Raw genomic sequence first — 20,038 nt, 5'->3', positions numbered from 1 at the left:
GATTGCTCCGGCCGTATGGATTCGGGAAAAGGAAAGCCATGGAACTCTTCCTGCAGACAGCTCTGTCATTCCCCACCGCCATCTACAGCTTCCTGCTGTGCGTGGCGGTCATCTATTGGTTGGTGGTCGCCGCCGGCCTGCTCGAGGTCGACCTGCTTGATGTCGAGGCCGACTCGATGATGGAAGGCGGCCAGACCGAAGGCCTCGCTGGCCTGCTCTACAAGCTCAAGCTCGACGGCGTGCCAGTTACCCTGGTGCTGACGCTGCTGTTCTTCTTCGGCTGGTTCATCTGCTACTTCGTCGAACTGTGGCTGCTGCGCCACCTGCCGCTGGGCATTCTGCGCTACCCGCTGGGGCTGGTGGTCATCGCTGGCGCCTTCGTGGTGGCAGCGCCTCTGTGCGCAGCGATCTGCCGGCCGCTACGCCCGCTGTTTCACAAGGTCGAGGCGATCAGCAGCAAATCGGTGCTGGGCCAGGTGGCGGTGGTGCGCAGCGGCCGCGTCACCGCCAGCCATGGCGAGGCGGTGTTGGAGGACGGCGGCGCCGGGTTGATTCTGCGCGTGCGCGCCGACGAGGCACTGGGCTTCAAGCGCGGCGACCGTGTGGTGCTGTTGGAATACCTGGCGGCCGAGCACGCCTATCGCATCATTACCGAAGAAGAGTTTCGTGGCGTCTAGCCGACCATCCGTACGTAACAGAGGGCAGGCAGGATATGCCGAACCTGCCTGCACAATTAGCAAAGGAGTGAAGCTGTAATGGAAAACCTCATCCCCTTCATCGTCGGGGCAGGGCTGGTCGTCCTTTTCGTGATCGCCCTGATCGCCCTGTTCAAGGCCTTCTACATCAAGGTTCCACAAGGCACCGCGCTGATTGTCAACGACATGAGCTCGACGCCCAAGGTGCACTTCACCGGCTCCCTGGTGTACCCGGTGATCCACCTCAAGGAGTTCATGAAGATCTCCCTGATCACCCTGGAAGTCGACCGTCGCGGCAAGGACGGCCTGATCTGCCGCGACAACATGCGTGCCGACATCACTGTGGCGTTCTACCTGCGCGTCAACGAGACTCAGGAAGACGTGCTCAAGGTGGCCAAGGCCATTGGCGTGGATCGTGCCTCCGATCGTGCGGCGGTCAACGAACTGTTCAACGCCAAGTTCTCCGAAGCGCTGAAGACCGTCGGCAAGCAGTTCGATTTCGTCGAGCTGTTCGAGAATCGCCAGGACTTCCGTGATCGCATCGTCGAAGTGATCGGCAACGACCTGAACGGTTACGTGCTGGAAGACGTGGCCATCGACTATCTGGAGCAGACCTCCAAAGCGTCGCTGGACCCGAGCAACATTCTCGACGCCGAAGGTATCCGCAAGATCACCGAGCTGACTGCCGCGCAGAACGTCATCACCAACGAGTTGGAGCGCAACGAAGAGCTGGCGATCAAGAAGAAGAACGTCGAAACCCGCGAGGCGACCCTGTCGCTGGAGCGCCAGCAGGCTGATGCCGAAGCGCGCCAGAAGCGTGAGATCGAGACCATCCGTGCCCGCGAGGAAGCGGAAACCCTCAAGGTACGCGAGGAAGAGCGCCTGAAGGCCGAGCAGGCCCGAATCCAGACCCAGCAGGAGCTGGACATCCGCGCCGAGAACCACCAGCGCGAAGTGGAGGTGGCCCAGCAGAATCGCCAGCGTGCCGTGGTCATCGAGGTGGAGAAGGTCACCCGCGCCAAGGATCTGGAAGTGGTCTCCCGCGAGCGCGAGGTCGAGCTGCAGCGCATCGAGAAGGAAAAGGCGCTGGAAGAAGAGCGCAAGAATATCGCCGCCGTGGTGCGCGAGCGCGTGGCGGTGGAGAAGACCGTGGCCCAGGAAGAAGAACGCATCAAGGAAGTGCGTGAAGTGTCCGAGGCAGAGCGCCTCAAGCAGGTCACCGTGCTCAATGCCCAGGCCGAAGCCGAGCAGGAGCTGGTGCGCCAGGTCAAGCAGGCAGAAGCCGACGAGACTCGTTCCAAGCACAAGGCAGTGGAAATCAACACCCTGGCCCAGGCCGAGCTGGAAGCGGCGGCCAAGAGCGCCGAAGCGAAGAAGAAACTGGCCGAAGGTATCGAAGCCGAGCGCGCTGCACCTGGCTTGGCCGATGCACGCGTGCGTGAAGTCACCGCCGCGGCGAAAGAGAAGGAAGGTCTGGCCGAGGCTCGCGTACAGGCCGAGCGCCTGATCGCCGAAGCCAAGGGCGAGCAGGAAAAAGGTCTGGCGCAGGCGCGTGTCATCGAAGCACAAGCGGCTGCCAAGGAAAAAGACGGCCTGGCCGACGCCAAGGTGCTGGAAGAGAAACTCGGCGCCCAGGCGCGCGGCGAAGAGCAACTCGGCAGCGCCAAGGCCAAGGCCACCCAGGACCTGGGTATGGCCGAGGCGCAGGTGCTGCTGGAGCGTCTGAACGCCGAAGCCGAAGGTCTGGGCAAGAAGTTCGGCGCGCTGGATTCGCTCAGCGACAACGCCCGTGCCCACGAAGAGTTCCGCATGCAGCTGGAGAAGAGCTTCGAGGAGGCCATGGCCGCTATCGCTGCGAACAAGGACATCGCCAAGGATCAGGCCGAAGTGCTGGCCACCGCGCTGGCCAAGGCGAAGATCGAGATCGTCGGCGGCGAAGGCGACTTCTTCAACTCGTTCGCCAAGTCGTTGTCGGTTGGCAAGGCCATCGAAGGCGTGGTCGGCAAGAGCCCGGTGGTGCAGGACGTGCTGTCGCGCCTGTTGGCCGGTAAGGCGGCTGCAGCTCAGCCGGTCGCACCGAGCGCAGGCCCGGAGCAGGCCTGAGCACCTTGCCTGTAGGGTGGGCTTCAGCCCACCACTACTCATTGTGGGTGGGGCTTCAGTCGCGACAACCGTTGCCCGAGCCCCGGTACATGGCCACCTAATTTCGATCAATCAGGGAATACGTGATGTCAGAGCCACGAGACTATCTGGAGATGACCTTCCGCTCGATCCAGTGCTTCAGCAACGATGGTCGTCTGGATGCGCAGGAGCTCAAGAGTCTGCTGGAGATCGCCGAGCGTGACGGCGTGATCGACGACAACGAAGTACGGGTGCTGCGCAAGATCATTGCCCAGGTTCGACCCGAAGAGATCGACGCAGCACTGCGCGACAAGATCGCCATCGTCGAGAAGAAGATCGGCGCCTGACTTGCCGGATGGGTTCGCCCATCCGCTGCACGCCAGATTGCTGCGGCCCGAGCTTCGCCGCGCAAGCGCCACCCGCATTCCCAGTTCCCTTGCCAGGCTGAACAGGCGAGGGTGCTCGATGCCGAATATCCAGGAAGAACACGATGTCGGACGCACAAACACAGGACGTATTGGACAAGGCCGTCGCCGAAGGCGGCGCCTACGAGGTGCTGCACAAGCGCCTGCAGGAGCAGGGCCAGCGCCTGCGCGCACTGACCGAAACGCTCAACGGCCAGCGCCTGGCCGAGTTCGGCAGCAGCGCCATGGAAGCCATTGGTCGGGTGCGCATCCGCACCGAGAACAACTGCATCGCCCGCGATATCGTCCAGGTCGGTGACTGCCTGCTGTTCGGCTACAACGTGTTCATGGGCCTGAAGAAGGAAACCTCGGTCGCCGATGTGTTCTCCCTCTATCGCCTGGTCGAGGGTGCCGAAGGCTACGACGCCGAGCCGGTGCCGCTGGAGGGTAGCTTCCTCGCTCAGGCCAGTTTCGTCGCCGATTTCAACGAGCTGTACACCTACTACAAGAACACCCGCCTGCTGCAACTGGCCATCCGCGACGGCAAGTTGCTGGCGAGCTTCCAGATCGGCGAGCGGGTCAGCGATATCCGCGTGTTCCGCTGGTCGATCTCCGTCGATGGGCGCGAAGTGCGTTATATCGATAATCGTGGCGAGCGCGATATCGCGCTGCCAGCGCCATTCGATTTCGAATGGCAGAAGACGTCCCGCGAGATGGTGGTCACCGGCCGCCATCCGCACATGAACATTCTCGACACCGTATTCGTCGAGACCATCGGCGGCGACCTCACCATCAAGGTCGAGAACAACACCCAGGATGGCCTGGGTATCTACCGCGAGCCGGTGGTGGACAAGACCCAGTCGCTGGACGATGCGCAGATCGAATACGCCCGCCTGGGCAGCCTGATCCTGCTGAAGATCCTGCCGTACCGCGAAGAGCAGTGGCGCTACCTGGTGTTCAACAGCCTGACCAGCAAGGTCGAGCGCATCGACGCCATCGGCCTGGCCTGTGTACAGCTACCGGAAGACCACGGCATCATCTTCCCCGGCGGCTACTACCTGCAGAGCGGCGAGTACAAGACCTTCGAACAGCCTATGGGCGGCATGCGCTTCAAGCGCTCGGTGCGCTCACCCAACGGCGAGGACGTGCAGTACATCTTCTACCACCCGGAAGAAGGCCGCTCGGCGCTGTTCACCTACAACATGATCAACCGCCAGTTGCACAACCCGATCTTCGGCCACGGCTACGCGCGCCTGGAAGACGGGCGCATGGTGATTTTCTCCGCCGAGGGCAGCGAGCCGACTCGCATCCACCCAATGCAGATCTGGCAGACGCCGTTCGAGAGCGACGATTACGCCGCCCGCCAGCCGGCGCGCAGCGGCTTCTTCGGGCGCATCGGCAACGCCGAGCTGGTACGCGGCGTGTCCGACCTGCTGGGCCTCAGTCGCGAGATCGACAACCGCGAAGTGTCGGTGGCGCGCTACACCCAGCTGTGCCAGAACACCCGTCGCCTGTTCGATGTCTACCACTGGCTGGGTGACGCCCAGTGCGCCGAGCTGGCGCCTCTGCTGCGTGAGATTGCCGCCACTGGCGAGCTGGTGCTCGATGAATTCGAGAAGGTCGAGAGCATCCGCCAGCAGTCCGCCCGGGCCATGGCCGAGGCCGAGACGCGACAGAAGAGCCTGCTCTCCGGCCTGCTGGTGGATAGCTGGGACGAGGTGCAGCACTTCGTCGAAGCGCTCAATGGCATCAATGCCCAACGCGGCCAGTTGCTGACCATCCGCGACTACCGCTACATCGACGTGGCGCGTATCGATGCCATGGAGGCCGAACTGCTGGAAGCGCAGGAGCGCGTGGCCACTGCCACTTCCGCCTTCCTCGCCAGCGACGCCGCGCTGCAGCCCTACGTACAGCGTCTGAGCGAACTGGATGGCCTGGCGCAGAAGGCCGAAAGCGTCACCCAACTTAACGAGCCGCTGGCCGAGATGCAGGCCATGGCCGGCAACCTGGACATGCTCTCCAGCCTGATGGCCTCGCTGAAGATCGACGACGCCACCCAGCGCACCGCCATCGTCGAGTCGATTTCCGAGGTCTACGCCCACCTCAACCAGGCCAAGGCGCGTGCCGAGCAGCGGCGCAAGGGCCTGGGCTCGGCCGAGACGGTGGCGCAGTTCGGCGCCCAGTTCAAACTGTTCAGCCAGGGCATCACGAACGCCCTGGCGCTGGCGCAGGACCCGGAGAAGTGCGACGAACAGTTGTCGCGCCTGCTGGTGCAGCTCGAAGAGCTGGAAAGCCAGTTCGGTGATCACGAGGAGTTCCTCAGCGACATCCTCGGCAAGCGCGAAGAGCTGCTGGAGACCTTCGAGTCGCACAAGCAGAGCCTGCTCGACGACCGCCAGCGCCGTGCCCAGGGCGTGCTCGATGCCGCCCGGCGCATCCTCGACAGCCTGGGCCGGCGCACTGCGCGCCTGACTCAGATGGAAGAGCTCAATGCCTTCTTCGCCGCCGATCCGCTGATCCTCAAGTTGCGCGAGATGGCCGAGCGCCTGCGCGAGCTCAAGGACAGCGTCAAGGCCGATGATGTCGAGGCGCGCCTGAAGGCCGCCCGCGACCAGGCGGTGCGCGCCCTGCGCGACAAGAGCGAGCTGTTCGAGGAGGGCGGCAACGTCATCAAGCTCGGCCCGCGCCATCGCTTCAGCGTCAATACCCAGGAACTCGACCTGACCCTGATGCCACGTGGTGATCAGCTCTATCTGCACCTGACCGGCACCGATTTCCTCGAACCGCTGCATGACGAGACGCTGGACGGCCTGCGCGATTACTGGCAGGTGTCGCTGGAATCCGAGTCGCCCTCGCTGTACCGCGCCGAATACCTCGCCGGCCTGGTGCTCGACGCCGCCGTGGCCGGCCGTGAAGGCCTGAGCCTGGATCTGCTCAAGACCCACCTGGCGCAGCCGGAAACCCTGACTCGCCTGATCCGCGACTTCGCCGTGCCGCGCTACAAGGATGCCTACGAGAAGGGCATCCATGACCACGACGCCGCGCTGATCCTCGCCCAATTGCTGCCGCTTCGCGAAAGCGCCGGGCTGCTGCGTTACGCGCCGGCGGCGCGGGGCTTTGCCGCGCTGTTCTGGAACCGCTGGGGGCAGGACATCGAGGCCGAGCTGTGGCCGGAGCGGGCGCGCAGCAGCCTGCACCTGCGCCAATTGTTCGGCAGCGAGGATGGCGTGCAGCGCCTGCGCGAAGAGATCGACGCGGCCATGCAGCGCTTCCTCGCTCAGCACCCGTTGCCAGTGGACGCGGCGCAGCGCCAGGCGGCAGCGGCCTATCTGGTCGAGGAACTGGCGGCCAAGCCCATCGAGTTCAGCTTCAGCAAGTATGCCCGGCAACTGCTCGACACCCTGCAGCAGCGCATGCAGGCCAGCCATGTCTGGGACGACTACCGCGCCGCGCTGGACAACCTGCGTGGCCGCCCGGTGCAGCGCTGGTTGCTGGCGCAGACCTGGTTCGACGGCCTGTGCGCGCAGGACGCCAGCATGGCCGAGCTGGCCGACTACGTGCCCGAAGCGATCGCCGTCAGCCTGCTGGATGACGAATTCCCGCGGCGTTTCACCGAGGTCGATCTGCGTTTCACCGTCAGCGGCCTGCTCGGCGATCATCCGCGTGTGCAGGACGGCACGCTGCTGCTGGCCATAGACGACTACTTCGCGCGCCTGCAGCAGCACCTGGATCACTTCGTGCCGCAACTGCAGCGCTACCAGGCGCTACGCCAGGAAGTCATCAACCGCGAGCGCGATGCACTGCGTCTGAGCGAATTCAAGCCACGGCCGTTGTCGTCGTTCGTGCGCAACAAGCTGATCAACGATGTGTACCTGGGTTTTATCGGCGACAACCTGGCCAAGCAGATGGGCACCGCTGGCGAGAACAAGCGCACCGACCTGATGGGCCTGCTGATGCTCATCTCGCCGCCCGGCTACGGCAAGACCACGCTGATGGAATACGTGGCGCACCGCCTCGGCCTGATCTTCATGAAGGTCAACGGCCCGGCGTTGGGCCACGAGGTACGTTCCATCGACCCGGCGCAGGCGCCGGACGCCACCTCGCGCCAGGAACTGGAAAAGCTCAACCTGGCGCTGGAAATGGGCAACAACGTGATGCTCTATGTCGATGACATCCAGCACACCCACCCCGAATTCCTGCAGAAATTCATCTCGCTGTGCGACGGCACGCGGCGTATCGAAGGTGTGTGGAAGGGCAAGACCAAGACCTACGACATGCGCGGCAAGAAGTTCTGCGTGGTGATGAGCGGCAACCCGTACACCGAGTCTGGCGATGTGTTCAAGATCCCCGACATGCTCGCCAACCGTGCCGACATCTACAACCTCGGCGACACCCTGGGCGGCATGCAGGAAGCCTTCGCGCTGAGCTATATCGAGAACAGCCTGACCTCCAACCCGGTGCTGGCGCCGCTGGCCACCCGCGACATGGCCGATGTGTATCGCTTCGTCGCCAAGGCCGAGGGCAAGCCGTTCTCGGCCAACGAGCTGAGCCACACTTACAGCGCCGCCGAGATCAACGAGATCACCTCGACCCTGCAGCGTCTGATGCAGGTGCGCGATGTGGTCGGTCGGGTCAACCAGCAGTACATCGTCAGCGCTGCGCAGGCCGACAGCTACCGCACCGAGCCGCCGTTCAAGCTGCAGGGCAGCTATCGCAACATGAACAAGATGGCGGAGAAGATCAGCGCGGTGATGAACGATGCCGAGCTACTGCAACTGATTGCCGACCACTATCAGGGCGAGTCGCAGCTGCTCACCACCGGCGCCGAGGAGAACCTGCTCAAGCTCGCCGAACTGCGCGGCAACCAGACGCCCGAGCAGGCCGAGCGCTGGGCGCAGATCAAGCGCGACTTCATGCGCAACAAGGCCATGGGTGGCAGCGACAGCGATGTCGGTGGGCGTGTGGTGGCGCAGCTCAACGACCTGGTGGAAAGCGTGCGCGGTCTGGGCGCTACCGCTAAACCGGCCGGCGAGACGCCGAGCATTCCCTGGCAGCAGTTGCTGGCCGGACTGGAAAATCTGGGCAAGCTGCGCCCGCAGGTGGAGGTGGTTGCGCCGCCTCAGCCGGGCACGCAAAAATTGCTCGAAAGCCTGGCCGATAGTCTGGAAAACAGCTTCCTGCCGCTGATCAAGGCGATGGACAAGAAGATCGACATCGATTTGCGCACCCACAACCGCATGCTGGAAATCTCCACCCAACTGCGCGACCTCGGCACGTTGCTCGGCCATCAGCAGCGTAGCGATGCCGCGGACGACGAGGCGCCGTGAGGCGAGGCTGGCTGGTTGAGCTGCGCCCACTGCTGGTGATCAGCGGCGCGATGCTGCTGATACAACTGGCCAATGGCGCCCTGGGTGGCGCCCTGAATCTCTGGGGCCTGGTGCCCCGGCATATCGAGGCACTGCCGGGCATCTTGCTCGCGCCCTGGCTGCATGGCAGCTGGGCGCATCTGCTCAGCAACCTCAGCGGCCTGCTGGTGCTCGGCAGCCTGGTTCTGCTGCGCTCGCGCCGCGATTTCTTCGTCGCCAGCGCCTTCATCATCATCGGCAGCGGGGTGCTGGTCTGGCTGTTCGGCCGCACCGGCCTGCACGTCGGCGCCAGTGGCTGGCTGTTCGGCTTCTGGGGCCTTTTGCTGGCGCGGGCCTGGTTCGAACGCAGCCTGCTCGACCTGTTACTGGCGGTGCTGGTGTTCTTCCTCTACGGCGGCTGGTTCTTCGGCCTGCTGCCGCGTGCCGGTGTTTCCTTCGAATACCACCTGGCGGGGGCTTTTTGCGGCGTTCTCTATGCCGCCTTGTCTCGCCCTCGCCGCAACCATCGATAAAAGGGATTTTTCATGGACTTCAATCGCCTCGACCAGCAACTGCGTGACAGCCTGGCCGATCTGCGTCTGAGCAACGAGGAGCGCGACGAGCTGCGCCAACTGGGCAGCGAATTGAGTACTGACCAGGTGCGCTTCATGCGCAACCGCGCCTTCGCCCTGGCGCGTGAGCTGATGCGCGAGCCGGAGAACGTCGAGCCGGTACTGAAGTGGCTGGAGCAGGTGGTCAAGACCCTCGACAGCGTTGGCAGCGCGCCGCGTGTGGAACACGCCACGGCGCACTTCAGCCCCGGCGAGAGCTGCCGGCGCAAGATTCGCGAGCTGTGCCGCCAGGCACGCAGCAGCGTGGATATCTGCGTCTACACCATCTCCGATGATCAGCTCAGCGAGGAAATCCTCGCCTGCCACCAGCGTGGTATCGCCGTGCGAGTGATCAGCGATAACGAAAAACAGTTCGATGAGGGCAGCGATATCCAGTGGCTGCGCGACAAGGGCGTGCCGCTGCGTATCGACGCCGGGCCCTTCCATATGCACCACAAGTTCGCCCTGTTCGACGGTCGCCTGCTGCTCAACGGCAGCTTCAACTGGACGCGCAGCGCCACCACCAGCAACGAGGAAAACCTGCTGGTGATCGACCATCCACAACTGGTCGCTGCCTACAGTCGTGAATTCGACGCGCTCTGGGCGCGTTACGCAGGTAACTGATGGCTCACCACCCTCATGCCCGCCAGTTGCTCGGCTTCTATCGCAGCTGCTACCTGGCCGACAGCCGCGACCTGGATCTGGACAACCTGAGCAAGCTGCCCGCCAGCCGCTGGGCCTGGCTCGATGGGCGCGAGGAGCTGGCCAGCGGCGGTATACCGCTGCTGCCATTGTCCGCCGAGCTGGGCCGCAGCCTGGCCGAGGCGCAGGCGCTGTATCAACGCGAACTGCAACTGGTCTACGGCGTGCTGCCGATCTGTGGCCGGCTGCAGCTGGAAAGCGGCGCCTCGCAGGCGATCTGTGGCCCGCTGTTCTATTACGAGGCTAACCTGCAGGCAACGGCCGACGGGCAGAGCCAGATGCTCGCCATCGACGTGCAGCGCGCCCATGGCAACTGGCGTTTGCTGCGCCGTCTGTTCGATGAGAGCGGCAGCGATAGCCTCGATGGATTACCGCTGCCGACAGGCAGGCTGGACGTCGCCACCCTTGGGCAGTTGCTGGCCTGGGTAGAGCGCAATACGCAGGTGGGCGAAGTCAGTGAGGCGGCGGGGTTCCCGCAGCTGGCAGATGTCGAGACCTTGGCCAAGGCTCAGCGTCGCCGCAGCCTGTCGCTGCAGGCCGGTGCCTTCGTCGCCCTGGTGCCGCGCGGCAGCGGCAGTCGCGGCATTGCCCATGAGCTGCAACTGCTGCAGGAGGCCGAGCAGCTTTCGCCGGCCTTGTTGCAGTTGCTCGGTGAAGCGTCTGCCGTGCAGGCCACTGGCTCGATCAGCACGCCGCAGCGCCTGCCTGCGCAGCTCAGCGCCGCTCAATGCCGAGCGCTGGAAAATGCCGCGCGTTATCCACTGAGCCAGATTTCCGGCCCACCCGGTACCGGCAAGAGCTACAGCCTGGCGGCCCTGGCGCTGGATCGCTACCTGCAGGGCGAGAACGTGCTGCTGGTCAGCCGCAGCGCGCAGGCGGTGCGGGTCATCGCGCACAAGCTGCGCGAGGATTTCGGCCTGCGTGACGGTGTGCTCGAAGGCGACGGCCAGAGCCTGCGCCAGGCCCTGCGCGAGCGACTGCAGCGCATGCTGCAGGGCGAGATTTCCGAGGTTTCCGAGCAATTGGAGGCGCGTCAACGCAGCGAGCTGGAGGTGCTGACCCAGGCCGAGGTGCGCCTGTCGGCTGATTTTCGCAAGCGCTGCGAGCAGGCTGTGCGCTGGAGTCGCCTGCTGCTGCGTGCCGAACGCGGCAGTCTGGCGTTCTGGCAACGCTGGCTGCAGGTGCCCTGGGTACGCAAGCGCATCGGTAACAGCGTCTGGCCCTGGGTGTTGCTGGACGAGTTGCGCGATTGTCAGCGGCGCCGTCAGTCGCTCAGTCGCGAGCACCTCAACAGCCACCGCAGCCTGGCGCTCAAGCGCCTGTTGATGACCGACCGTGGGCTGTTCGTGCGCTACAACCAGGCCATCCGCGCGCGCAATTCGCAGCGCCAACTAGCCCTGTTCGAGGATATCGACCCGGCGCGCCTGCTCGCGGCCTTCCCGATCTGGGTGGTGACGCTTGACGAGCTGCATCGGCTGCTGCCGCTGCGCCCGGAACTGTTTGACGTGATGGTGATGGACGAGGCGACCCAGTGCGATATCGCTTCGGCGCTGCCGGCCTTCCAGCGCTGCAAACGCGCGGTGGTGACCGGCGATGCACGTCAGCTGCGGCACATCTCCTTTCTCTCCCGTGTGCGCGAGGCCCAGCTGTTGCAGCGCGCCGGCCTGCAGCCCGAGGCGCGCGAGGCCTGGAGCTACCGTGACAACAGCGTGCTGGATCTGGTCGGCCTGCAACTGGCCAGCCAGGACGCCGTGGTGTTTCTCGACGAACACTTTCGCAGCCGCCCGGCGCTGATTCGCTTCAGCAACGAGCTGTTCTACGACCAGCGTCTGCGGGTGATGAAGGAGCGCCCAGGCTTCGATGCCTGCGACAGCCTGCAACTGCTGCGCATCGAAGGCCAGCGCGGGCGCAATGGGGTCAACGAGGCGGAGGTCGAGCGCGTGCTGGCGCTGATCACGGCGCATCTGGCCGAGTACCAGGGCAGCCCGCTCAAGCCCAGCATCGGTGTGCTGTCGCCGTTTCGTGATCAGGTCGAGCGCATCCGTCTGCGCATCGGCGAAACCCTGCCGCTGGAACGATTGCGCGAGTTCCGCCTGCTGGTGGATACGCCCTACGGTTTCCAGGGTGAGGAGCGCGACCTGATGATCCTCAGCTTCGCCGTCGATAGAGAGTCGAGCCAGGCTGCGGCGTACCTGAACCGCGCCGACCTGTTCAACGTCGCCATCACCCGCGCCCGCGAGCGCCAGGTGCTGCTGTTCAGCGGCGACGAGCGCCAGTTGCCGGCTACGCACCTGCTGCGCCGTTATCTGGAGTACCTCGAAAAGCCCGGCGCGCTCTGGCAACCCGGCGCCACCGATGCGGCGCGACAGACCCTGTGCGAAGCACTGCAGGCCCAGGGCGTCAGCGTCTGGAACCATTATCCGCTGGCTGGCCAGGTGCTGGATCTGTTCTGCCGCCGTGGCGAAAAGTGCCTGGCCATCGACCTGATCGGTTTTCCGGGGGAGGGCGAGGGCTTCCTCGAACTGGAGCGCTATCTGGTACTGACACGCGCTGGCCTGGAAACCCTGCCACTGAGCTACGGCCTCTGGCACGAGGCGCCGCAGCAGGTGTTGGAGGCGATACTGGCGAGGCTTTGACCGTGTTCTCGGAGCGGCTTTCAGCTATCGTACAGGCCATGTCTGGTAGGTCAGGAAGGCTTACTGAAAAGCCTTGGAAGCTCTTCGATGTTGATGTTGCAGTTGCACCTGCCCACCCTGTTAGTTGCCAGCACGGCGGTGATCAGCTTGTGTGGGGTGTTGTTGATCTTCAGCTGGTCGCAGGGGCGCCAGCAGCGGGCCCTGTTATGGACGGGCGCGATGATGCTGTTGGCCGCCCTGGGGCTGGTGCTCAATGCCCTGCGCGGTGGCAGCTTCGATTGGGTGCCCATCGTGCTGGGCAATATCGTGCTGCTGCTGTGCATTGCCATGAATTGGTCGGTGATGCGCGTGTTCTGCGGTCGCGCGCCATCCTATCCCTGGGTCTGCGCGGGTGCCGCATGTTGGGCGCTGCTGTGTCTGTGGCCGACCTTCTACAACAGCCTGGCGGCGCGGGTCGCCGTGCATACTCTGATCGCCAGTCTGTATCTGCTGGCCGCGCTGGTCGAGCTTTGGCGGGCTCGGCTCAGGCTCGAGGTATCGGTGGTGCCCATGGCAGTGCTTGTCAGCCTGCACCTGATGTTTCTGCTGGCGCGCATGTTCCTTGGCCCCGGCATGACCGGCTACGGCGATATTCAGTCGAACCCGCTGTTCACCCTCGTGCTGATCGAAAGCATGCTGTACGCCGTCGGCATCGCCTTCATGCTGCTGTCGATGGTCAAGGAGCGTGCTGAAAAGCAATTCCGTCAGGCTGCGTATTCCGACGAGTTGACCGGCGTCGGCAACCGGCGCGCCTTCTTCGAGGCGGGCGAGCGCCTGCTCAGCCTGTGTCAGCGTCAGCGCCGCCCCGTGGCGCTGCTGTCCTTCGACCTGGACCATTTCAAGGCGATCAACGATGAGCTCGGCCATCAGGAGGGCGACCGTGTGCTCAAGGCCTTTGCCTCCGGTGTTGCCCAGAGCCTGCGCCGTAGCGACGTGTTCGGGCGTATCGGTGGCGAAGAGTTCGCCTGCCTGATCGACGGCAACGCTACCGATGCGCTGGCGCTGGCCGAGCGTATCCGTGTCGGTTTCTCCGCGTTGGCGCCCAAGGGCCGTGAACAGAGTGTGAGTATTGGCTTGGTGGCGGTGGAGTGGGGCACCTATGACCTGCAGTACCTGCTGAACCTGGCTGACAAGGCGTTGTACCAGGCCAAACGTGACGGGCGTAATAGGGTCGAGATCTACCAGGGGGACGCCGACGGTTCAGTGGGCGGGGCAGAGGTGGGCTAATCGCGGTAGACTTGCCGCCTTCCCGATCAGCCAAGAAGCCCGCCATGGCCCTGCCATCGACCACCTACAAAATCGACCTGAACCTCACCGACATGGATCGCAGCGTCTACGAGAACTTGCGTTTCACCGTCGCCCGCCACCCTTCTGAAACCGAAGAGCGCCTGGCCGCGCGATTGATCGCCTATGCGCTGTTCTATCACGAGCAACTGGCGTTCGGTCGTGGTCTGTCGGATGTCGACGAGCCGGCGCTGTGGGAAAAGAGCCTGGACGATCGCGTGCTGCACTGGATCGAGGTCGGCCAGCCGGACAGCGAGCGCATCACCTGGTGCTCGCGGCGTACCGAGAAATTCAGCCTGGTGGCCTACGGCAACCTGCGCGTGTGGCAGGCCAAGTGTCTCGATCCGGTGCGCAGCCTGAAGAACATCAACGTGGTTGGCCTGGGCCAGGAGGCGCTGGCCGACCTGGCGCTGGACATGCCGCGTTCGCTGTCCTGGAGCGTGATGATTAGCGATGGCGAGCTGTTCGTGACCGACGAGCGTGGTCAGCATGAAATCCTGCTGGAGTGGTTGGCTGGCCAGCGTTGAAGCCGTAACACCATTCGCCCCCTCTCCCATTTATGGGAGAGGGCTGGGGAGAGGGCAGATCAGGTTTGCATCATATCCCCGGGCAGCCCTCTCCCCCGGCCCCTCTCCCGCAAGCGGGAGAGGGGAGAAAACCATCCCATCTTGAAAAAACGACACCTCGCCCATGCGTATCGAAGCCCGTCCCTTACCCGCACAGCTGCCCGATCTGGGCAACCTGCCGCCGCTGCTCACCCGCCTTTACGCCGCCCGTGGCGTGCAATCCGCCGAGGAACTGGACAAGGGCCTGGCACGGCTGATCCCGTACCAGCAGCTCAAGGGCATCGACGCGGCGGTCGAGCTATTGGTCGAGGCGCTTACGCAGCGCCAGCGCATCCTCATCGTCGGTGACTTCGATGCCGACGGCGCCACTGCCAGCTCGGTCGGCGTGCTCGGTCTGCGCCTGCTCGGCGCGGCGCATGTGGACTACCTGGTGCCGAACCGATTCGAGTACGGCTACGGCCTGACCCCGGAAATCGTCGCCGTGGCGCTAGAACGTAAACCCGACCTGCTGCTGACCGTAGACAACGGCATCTCCAGCGTCGATGGCGTTGCGGCGGCCAAGGCGGCGGGGCTCAAGGTGCTGGTCACCGACCACCACCTGCCTGGACCGGAATTGCCGGCTGCCGATGCCATCGTCAATCCCAATCAGCCGGGCTGTACCTTCCCCAGCAAAGCCATGGCTGGCGTCGGGGTGATGTTCTACGTGCTGCTGGCACTGCGCGCTCGCCTGCGTGAGAGCGGCTGGTTCGCCAGCCGTGCGGAGCCGAACCTGGGCGAGCTGCTCGATCTGGTCGCGCTGGGCAGCGTCGCCGACGTGGTGCCACTGGATGCCAACAACCGCATCTTGGTGCACCAGGGCCTGGCGCGTATCCGTGCCGGTCGCGCGCGGCCAGGGCTGCGCGCGATTCTGGAGGTGGCTGGGCGCGATCATCGGCGTATCACCTCCACCGACCTGGGCTTCATCCTCGGCCCGCGGCTGAATGCGGCCGGTCGTCTGGACGACATGAGCCTGGGTATCGAATGCCTGCTCTGCGATGACGAGGCGCTGGCCCGCGACATGGCGGTGCAGCTCGATCAGCTCAACCAGGATCGCAAGGCCATCGAGCAGGGCATGCAGCGCGAGGCGCTGGCTCAGCTCAAGGATCTGTCCGTGGAGGACATGCCGTTCGGCCTGTGCCTGTTCGAGCCGGACTGGCACCAGGGGGTGATCGGCATTCTCGCCTCGCGTCTGAAGGAGCGTTACCACCGCCCGGCCATTGCCTTTGCCGATGCCGGCGAGGGCATGCTCAAGGGCTCGGCTCGTTCGGTGCCGGGGCTGCATATTCGCGATGCGCTGGACGCTGTGGCCGCAAGGCATCCGGGGCTGATCAGCAAGTTCGGCGGGCATGCCATGGCCGCAGGTTTGTCGTTGCCGCAGGCAAACTTCGGCGCCTTCGCCGCCGCCTTCGATGCCGAGGTGCGTCGTCAGCTCAGCAAGGACGACCTGACCGGGCGCCTGCTGTCCGATGGCCAGCTCGATGCCACCGAATTCCACTTGGAACTGGCCCGTGCCCTGCGCAACGCCGGCCCCTGGGGCCAGCATTTCCCTGAGCCGCTGTTTCATGGCGTGTTCCAGATCGTCAATCAGCGCATCGTTGGCGAGCGCCATCTGAAACTGGTGCTCAAGACCGAATGCGGCAGCGTGCAGCTCGACGGCATTGCCTTCAACATCGACCGCGACGTCTGGCCCAACCCGACCCTGCGCTGGGCCGAGCTGGCCTACAAGCTCGACCTCAACGAGTTCCGTGGCAACGAGACGGTGCAACTGATGGTGGCGCATATCGCCCCGCGCTAAGGCGCAAGGCGCGCCAGCACTTCCTGCAGGCGTTCATGTGTCGCGGTCGTGCACGGCATCAGCGGCGCCCTCAGTTCCTCACCGATCAACCCCTGCAGCGCCAGCGCGGCCTTGATCGCTGCCGGATTGACCTCGCTGAACGCCGCCTGCATCCAGGGCAATAGGCGATAGTGCAACTGCCGAGCGCCTTGTAGATCGCCTTGCGCCACGCGCTGCTGCATCGCCACGTAGAGGTCGGCGCGAATATGCGCCGACGCCGAAATGGCGCCCGCGCCGCCCAGGCACAGGGTATTGAAGATCTGCGTGTCCTCGCCGGCCAGTACCTGCACCTGGCCATCGGCGATCAACGCCATGGTGGTTTCGGCATCGCCAGCGCAGTCCTTGATGGCCTGGATATTGGGATGGCGGACGATGCGTCGCAACGTCTCGCGCTCGATACGCACGCCGGTACGGTAGGGAATGTCATAGAGCACCAGCGGCACCTCGGCGGCGTCGGCCAGTGTGGTGAAGAAGTGCTCCAGTCCCGCCTGCGATGGGCGGATGTAGTAAGGCGCCGGTACCAGCAGGCCGGCCAGCGGGCGGCGCTGGATTTCCCGTTGCATGTCGAGCAGCGCACTCAACTGGTTACCGGCCAGACCCATGATCACGCGCACTGCCGGGACGCGCTGGAGCACGGCATCCAGTACCGCCAGTTGCTCGTTTTGGCTCAGTGCGGCAGCTTCGCCGGTGGTGCCACAGACCACGAAACCCGCGACACCGTCCTCCAGCAGCTTGGCCGTCAGCCGATCGAGGCTGGCGAAATCGATCTCGCCGTTATAAAAGGGGGTGACCAGCGCCACCCAGATACCTTGAAAAGCGGACATGCGAAAACTCCTTGCGACTGACCGTCTGGTCGCCGTCAGGGAGGGGGGCGGGAATCGAGCGGGAGGGGAGATACAACCTGGCGCTTGTCCTGTCAGCCCATCTGACGGGACAGCGCCCCGGTCAAATGAGCGACTGTTTCTTGGATTTCTTGGCAACGACGACGCACGCGCACTGGCAGGCAATGGAACCTGGGAGCAGTGCTTGGTGGTCGAAGGTGGCGTACATGAAGAACAGCCCGTTGCGTGAATCGTCGGCTGATGGTGCTTGGCCACGCAGGCGGCTGTCAAGCGGCCCTGACGGTAATATCTGGAAGCATTCAGCTAGCTGCCGGGCCAGCGGCCGAGGCCTACACTCGGCGAGATTTCCTCAGGAGAATGCGCGATGAACACCCGTGGCTTGCTCGATCAACTGCTTAAATCCGGCCAGGAAATGCTGCAGCAGAAGGGTGGCGGCGCCTCTTCCGGGCTTGGTGGCGCGCTGGGCGGTCTGCTCGGCGGCGGTTCAGGCAAGAGCGGTGGCAGCGATCTCGGCTCGATGCTCAAAGGCGCCGGTGGTGGCGCAGCGCTGGCCATGCTGCTGGGCAACAAACGGGTGCGCAAGGTCGGCGGCAAGGTGGCGGTCTATGGTGGCCTGGCCGCGTTGGGCGTGTTGGCCTACAAGGCCTATGGCAACTGGCAGGCGCAGCAGGCCCAGCAGGGCGGGGCGCAGCCGGTCGAGCCGCAGACACTCGATCGCCTGCCGGCACCGCAGGCCGAGCAGCACAGCCGGGCCATTCTCAAGGCGCTGGTGGCCGCGGCGAAGGCCGATGGCCACGTCGATGATCGTGAGCGCCAACTGATCGAGGAAGAACTCGGCAAGCTGGCGCAAGACGCGGAGTTGCAAGCCTGGCTGCACACCGAGCTGAACAAGCCGCTCGATCCGGCCGATGTCGCGCGCGCCGCCAGCACACCGGAAATGGCGGCGGAAATGTACCTGGCTAGCGTGCTGATGGTGGACGAGGAGCACTTCATGGAGCGCGCCTACCTCGAAGAGCTGGCACGCCAGCTGCAGTTGCCGCCGGCACTCAAGGGGGAGCTGGAGACACAGGTGCGGGTGGAGTTGCAGCGCGTCTGATCAGACCAAAAGATCATTCATCCTCGCGCCCGGCTTGTTTTAGGCTGAAGGCCAAAGACAAGAACGACACGCGAGGATGCCCATGTCGCAAGCGCCACTGGATGCCTATGACTACCTGATCGTCGGTGCCGGCCCGGCCGGCTGCCTGCTGGCCAACCGGCTGTCTGCCGACCCTGGGGTCAGCGTGTTGCTGATCGAGGCTGGCGGGCGCGACAACTACCCCTGGATCCACATCCCGGTCGGCTACCTTTACTGCATCGGTAACCCGCGTACCGACTGGTGCTACAGCACCGAGGCCGATCCCGGCCTGCACGGTCGCAGCCTCAAGTACCCGCGTGGCCGAGTGTTGGGCGGCAGTTCCTCGATCAACGGCATGATCTACATGCGTGGCCAGGCCGCCGACTACGATGCCTGGGCTGCGGCAGGTAATCCGGGGTGGGCTTGGGACGATGTGCTGCCGCTGTTCAAACGTACCGAGGATCATTTTGCCGGCAACAGCGTGCTGCACGGCGGCGATGGCGAGTGGCGGGTCGAGCGCCAGCGCCTGTCCTGGGAGATCCTCGAGGCCTTTCGTGCGGCGGCGGCGCAGAGCGGTATCGCCAGTGTCGATGACTTCAATGGCGGCGACAACGAAGGTTGCAGCTACTTTCAGGTCAACCAGAGGCGTGGGGTGCGCTGGAATGCGTCCAAGGCGTTTCTCCGTGACATACGCCAGCGCCCCAACCTGCACGTGTTGACCGGTGCCGAAGCCGAGCGCCTGGAGCTGGAAGGCGGCCGCGCCAGCACCCTGCATCTGCGTTGGCAGGGGCAGGTCGTGCGGGTCAGGGCACGCCGCGAGATCGCGCTATGTGCAGGCGCCATCGGCTCGCCGGCCTTGCTGCAGCGTTCCGGCATCGGCCCGCGGTCACTGCTCGAACGCCTCGGTATCGGGGTGAAGCATGAGCTGGCGGGCGTTGGCGAGAACCTGCAGGATCACCTGCAACTGCGCCTGATCTACCGCGTCGAGGGCGTAAAGACGCTCAATCGTATCGCTGCCACGCCTTGGGGCAAGTTGAGTATGGGCCTGGAATACCTGCTCAAGCGCAGTGGGCCGCTGTCCATGGCCCCCAGCCAGCTGGGCGCGTTCGCCAAATCCGACCCCGGCCAGGCGCGCGCCAATCTGCAATACCACGTGCAGCCTCTGTCGCTGGAACGCTTCGGTGAGCCGCTGCACGAGTTCCCGGCGTTTACGGCCTCGGTGTGCAACCTGCGCCCGCATAGTCGTGGCCGCGTCGATATCACCTCGGTGGATGCCGCCGTCGCCCCCATGATCCAGCCGAACTACCTGAGTGACGAGCGCGATCTGCAGGTGGCGGCCGATGCCATTCGCCTGACCCGGCGCATCGTCGCCGCGCCTGCGCTGGCCGGCTACCGGCCCGAGGAGTACAAACCCGGGCCGCAGTATCAGAGTCAGGCAGACCTGCAGCGCGCGGCTGGCGAGATCGGCACCACGATCTTCCATCCGGTGGGCACCTGCGCAATGGGGCAGGGCAAGGGCGCGGTGGTCGATGCTCGCTTGCGCGTGCATGGTATCGCCGGCTTGCGAGTGGTCGATGCGTCGATCATGCCGACCATCGTCTCTGGCAATACCTGCTCGCCGGTGTTGATGATTGCGGAAAAGGCCGCGCAGATGATCAAGGAGGACGCCCAGTCTCGGGTGGTGCCTGCCTCGCAGCGCGAACTCGAACCCGTTTGAGCCCGCATGCTGGCGAACCTCTCGGCGCCGTTGATCCAGAGATCGCTGATTGATCAGCCCGAACGGGCTGCCAGGCTTTAGCAGCTCGG

13 protein-coding genes are annotated in these 20,038 nt (G+C 64.6%); 12 read left to right on the top strand and 1 reads right to left on the bottom strand.

Going from position 1 to position 20,038, the window contains the following annotated elements:
* Positions 1–38 precede the first annotated feature (38 nt).
* The 10 genes from EL191_RS17715 to recJ all read left to right on the top strand — a co-directional run bounded on the left by EL191_RS17715 (position 39) and on the right by recJ (position 16,237).
* Entirely contained in the window at positions 39–677 is a 639-nt protein-coding gene (locus EL191_RS17715; protein ID WP_041979690.1) for an OB-fold-containig protein, read from the top strand.
* A gap of 78 nt (positions 678–755) precedes the next feature.
* Positions 756–2,798, top strand: coding sequence for a flotillin family protein (locus EL191_RS17710; protein WP_041979692.1), 2,043 nt, complete (start codon positions 756–758; stop codon positions 2,796–2,798).
* Between the two features lie 125 nt (positions 2,799–2,923).
* On the top strand, positions 2,924–3,163 hold the full coding sequence (locus EL191_RS17705) for a hypothetical protein (RefSeq protein WP_041979694.1): 240 nt from the start codon (positions 2,924–2,926) through the stop codon (positions 3,161–3,163).
* A gap of 143 nt (positions 3,164–3,306) precedes the next feature.
* On the top strand, positions 3,307–8,547 hold the full coding sequence (locus EL191_RS17700; RefSeq protein ID WP_041979695.1) for a DNA repair ATPase: 5,241 nt from the start codon (positions 3,307–3,309) through the stop codon (positions 8,545–8,547).
* Complete coding sequence (locus EL191_RS17695) at positions 8,544–9,098, top strand: rhomboid family intramembrane serine protease (RefSeq protein WP_017362807.1); 555 nt, start codon at positions 8,544–8,546, stop codon at positions 9,096–9,098. Before EL191_RS17700 ends, EL191_RS17695 begins: the two co-directional genes overlap by 4 nt.
* 12 nt (positions 9,099–9,110) lie before the next feature.
* Positions 9,111–9,800, top strand: coding sequence for a phospholipase D-like domain-containing protein (locus EL191_RS17690; protein ID WP_017362806.1), 690 nt, complete (start codon positions 9,111–9,113; stop codon positions 9,798–9,800).
* Positions 9,800–12,514, top strand: a complete 2,715-nt coding sequence (locus EL191_RS17685) for a DEAD/DEAH box helicase (protein WP_041979697.1) — start codon at positions 9,800–9,802, stop codon at positions 12,512–12,514. The genes EL191_RS17690 and EL191_RS17685 overlap by 1 nt, the downstream gene beginning before the upstream one ends.
* Before the next feature lie 87 nt (positions 12,515–12,601).
* Positions 12,602–13,780, top strand: coding sequence for a GGDEF domain-containing protein (locus tag EL191_RS17680; protein WP_041979698.1), 1,179 nt, complete (start codon positions 12,602–12,604; stop codon positions 13,778–13,780).
* Positions 13,781–13,824: 44 nt separating this feature from the next.
* Positions 13,825–14,364: a YaeQ family protein gene (locus EL191_RS17675; protein ID WP_041979700.1), complete on the top strand. Its 540-nt coding sequence runs from the start codon at positions 13,825–13,827 to the stop codon at positions 14,362–14,364.
* A gap of 163 nt (positions 14,365–14,527) precedes the next feature.
* The gene (recJ, locus tag EL191_RS17670; protein WP_041979701.1) at positions 14,528–16,237 is read left to right on the top strand and encodes a single-stranded-DNA-specific exonuclease RecJ; all 1,710 of its coding nucleotides are present in this window, start codon (positions 14,528–14,530) and stop codon (positions 16,235–16,237) included.
* On the opposite strand, the gene dapA is transcribed toward recJ, so the two are convergent.
* A complete protein-coding gene (gene dapA, locus EL191_RS17665; protein ID WP_041979703.1) occupies positions 16,234–17,100 on the bottom strand; it encodes a 4-hydroxy-tetrahydrodipicolinate synthase in 867 nt (288 codons plus the stop codon). The two genes, recJ and dapA, sit on opposite strands and share 4 nt — an antisense overlap.
* Before the next feature lie 382 nt (positions 17,101–17,482).
* Between dapA and EL191_RS17660 the strand changes: the two genes are divergently transcribed.
* Together EL191_RS17660 and EL191_RS17655 are read left to right on the top strand one after the other, a co-directional pair.
* Positions 17,483–18,214 carry a tellurite resistance TerB family protein gene (locus EL191_RS17660; RefSeq protein WP_041979704.1) on the top strand — a complete coding sequence of 244 codons (732 nt, stop codon included), beginning with the start codon at positions 17,483–17,485 and terminating at the stop codon, positions 18,212–18,214.
* 82 nt (positions 18,215–18,296) lie between these two features.
* Positions 18,297–19,949 carry a GMC family oxidoreductase gene (locus EL191_RS17655; RefSeq protein ID WP_041979705.1) on the top strand — a complete coding sequence of 551 codons (1,653 nt, stop codon included), beginning with the start codon at positions 18,297–18,299 and terminating at the stop codon, positions 19,947–19,949.
* Positions 19,950–20,038: the final 89 nt, after the last annotated feature.

This window comes from Pseudomonas mendocina, assembly GCF_900636545.1.
Classification (GTDB): Bacteria; Pseudomonadota; Gammaproteobacteria; order Pseudomonadales; family Pseudomonadaceae; genus Aquipseudomonas; species Aquipseudomonas mendocina.
The sequence above is the reverse complement of the archived record's forward strand: the minus strand, read 5'-3'. Positions and strand labels throughout refer to the sequence as shown.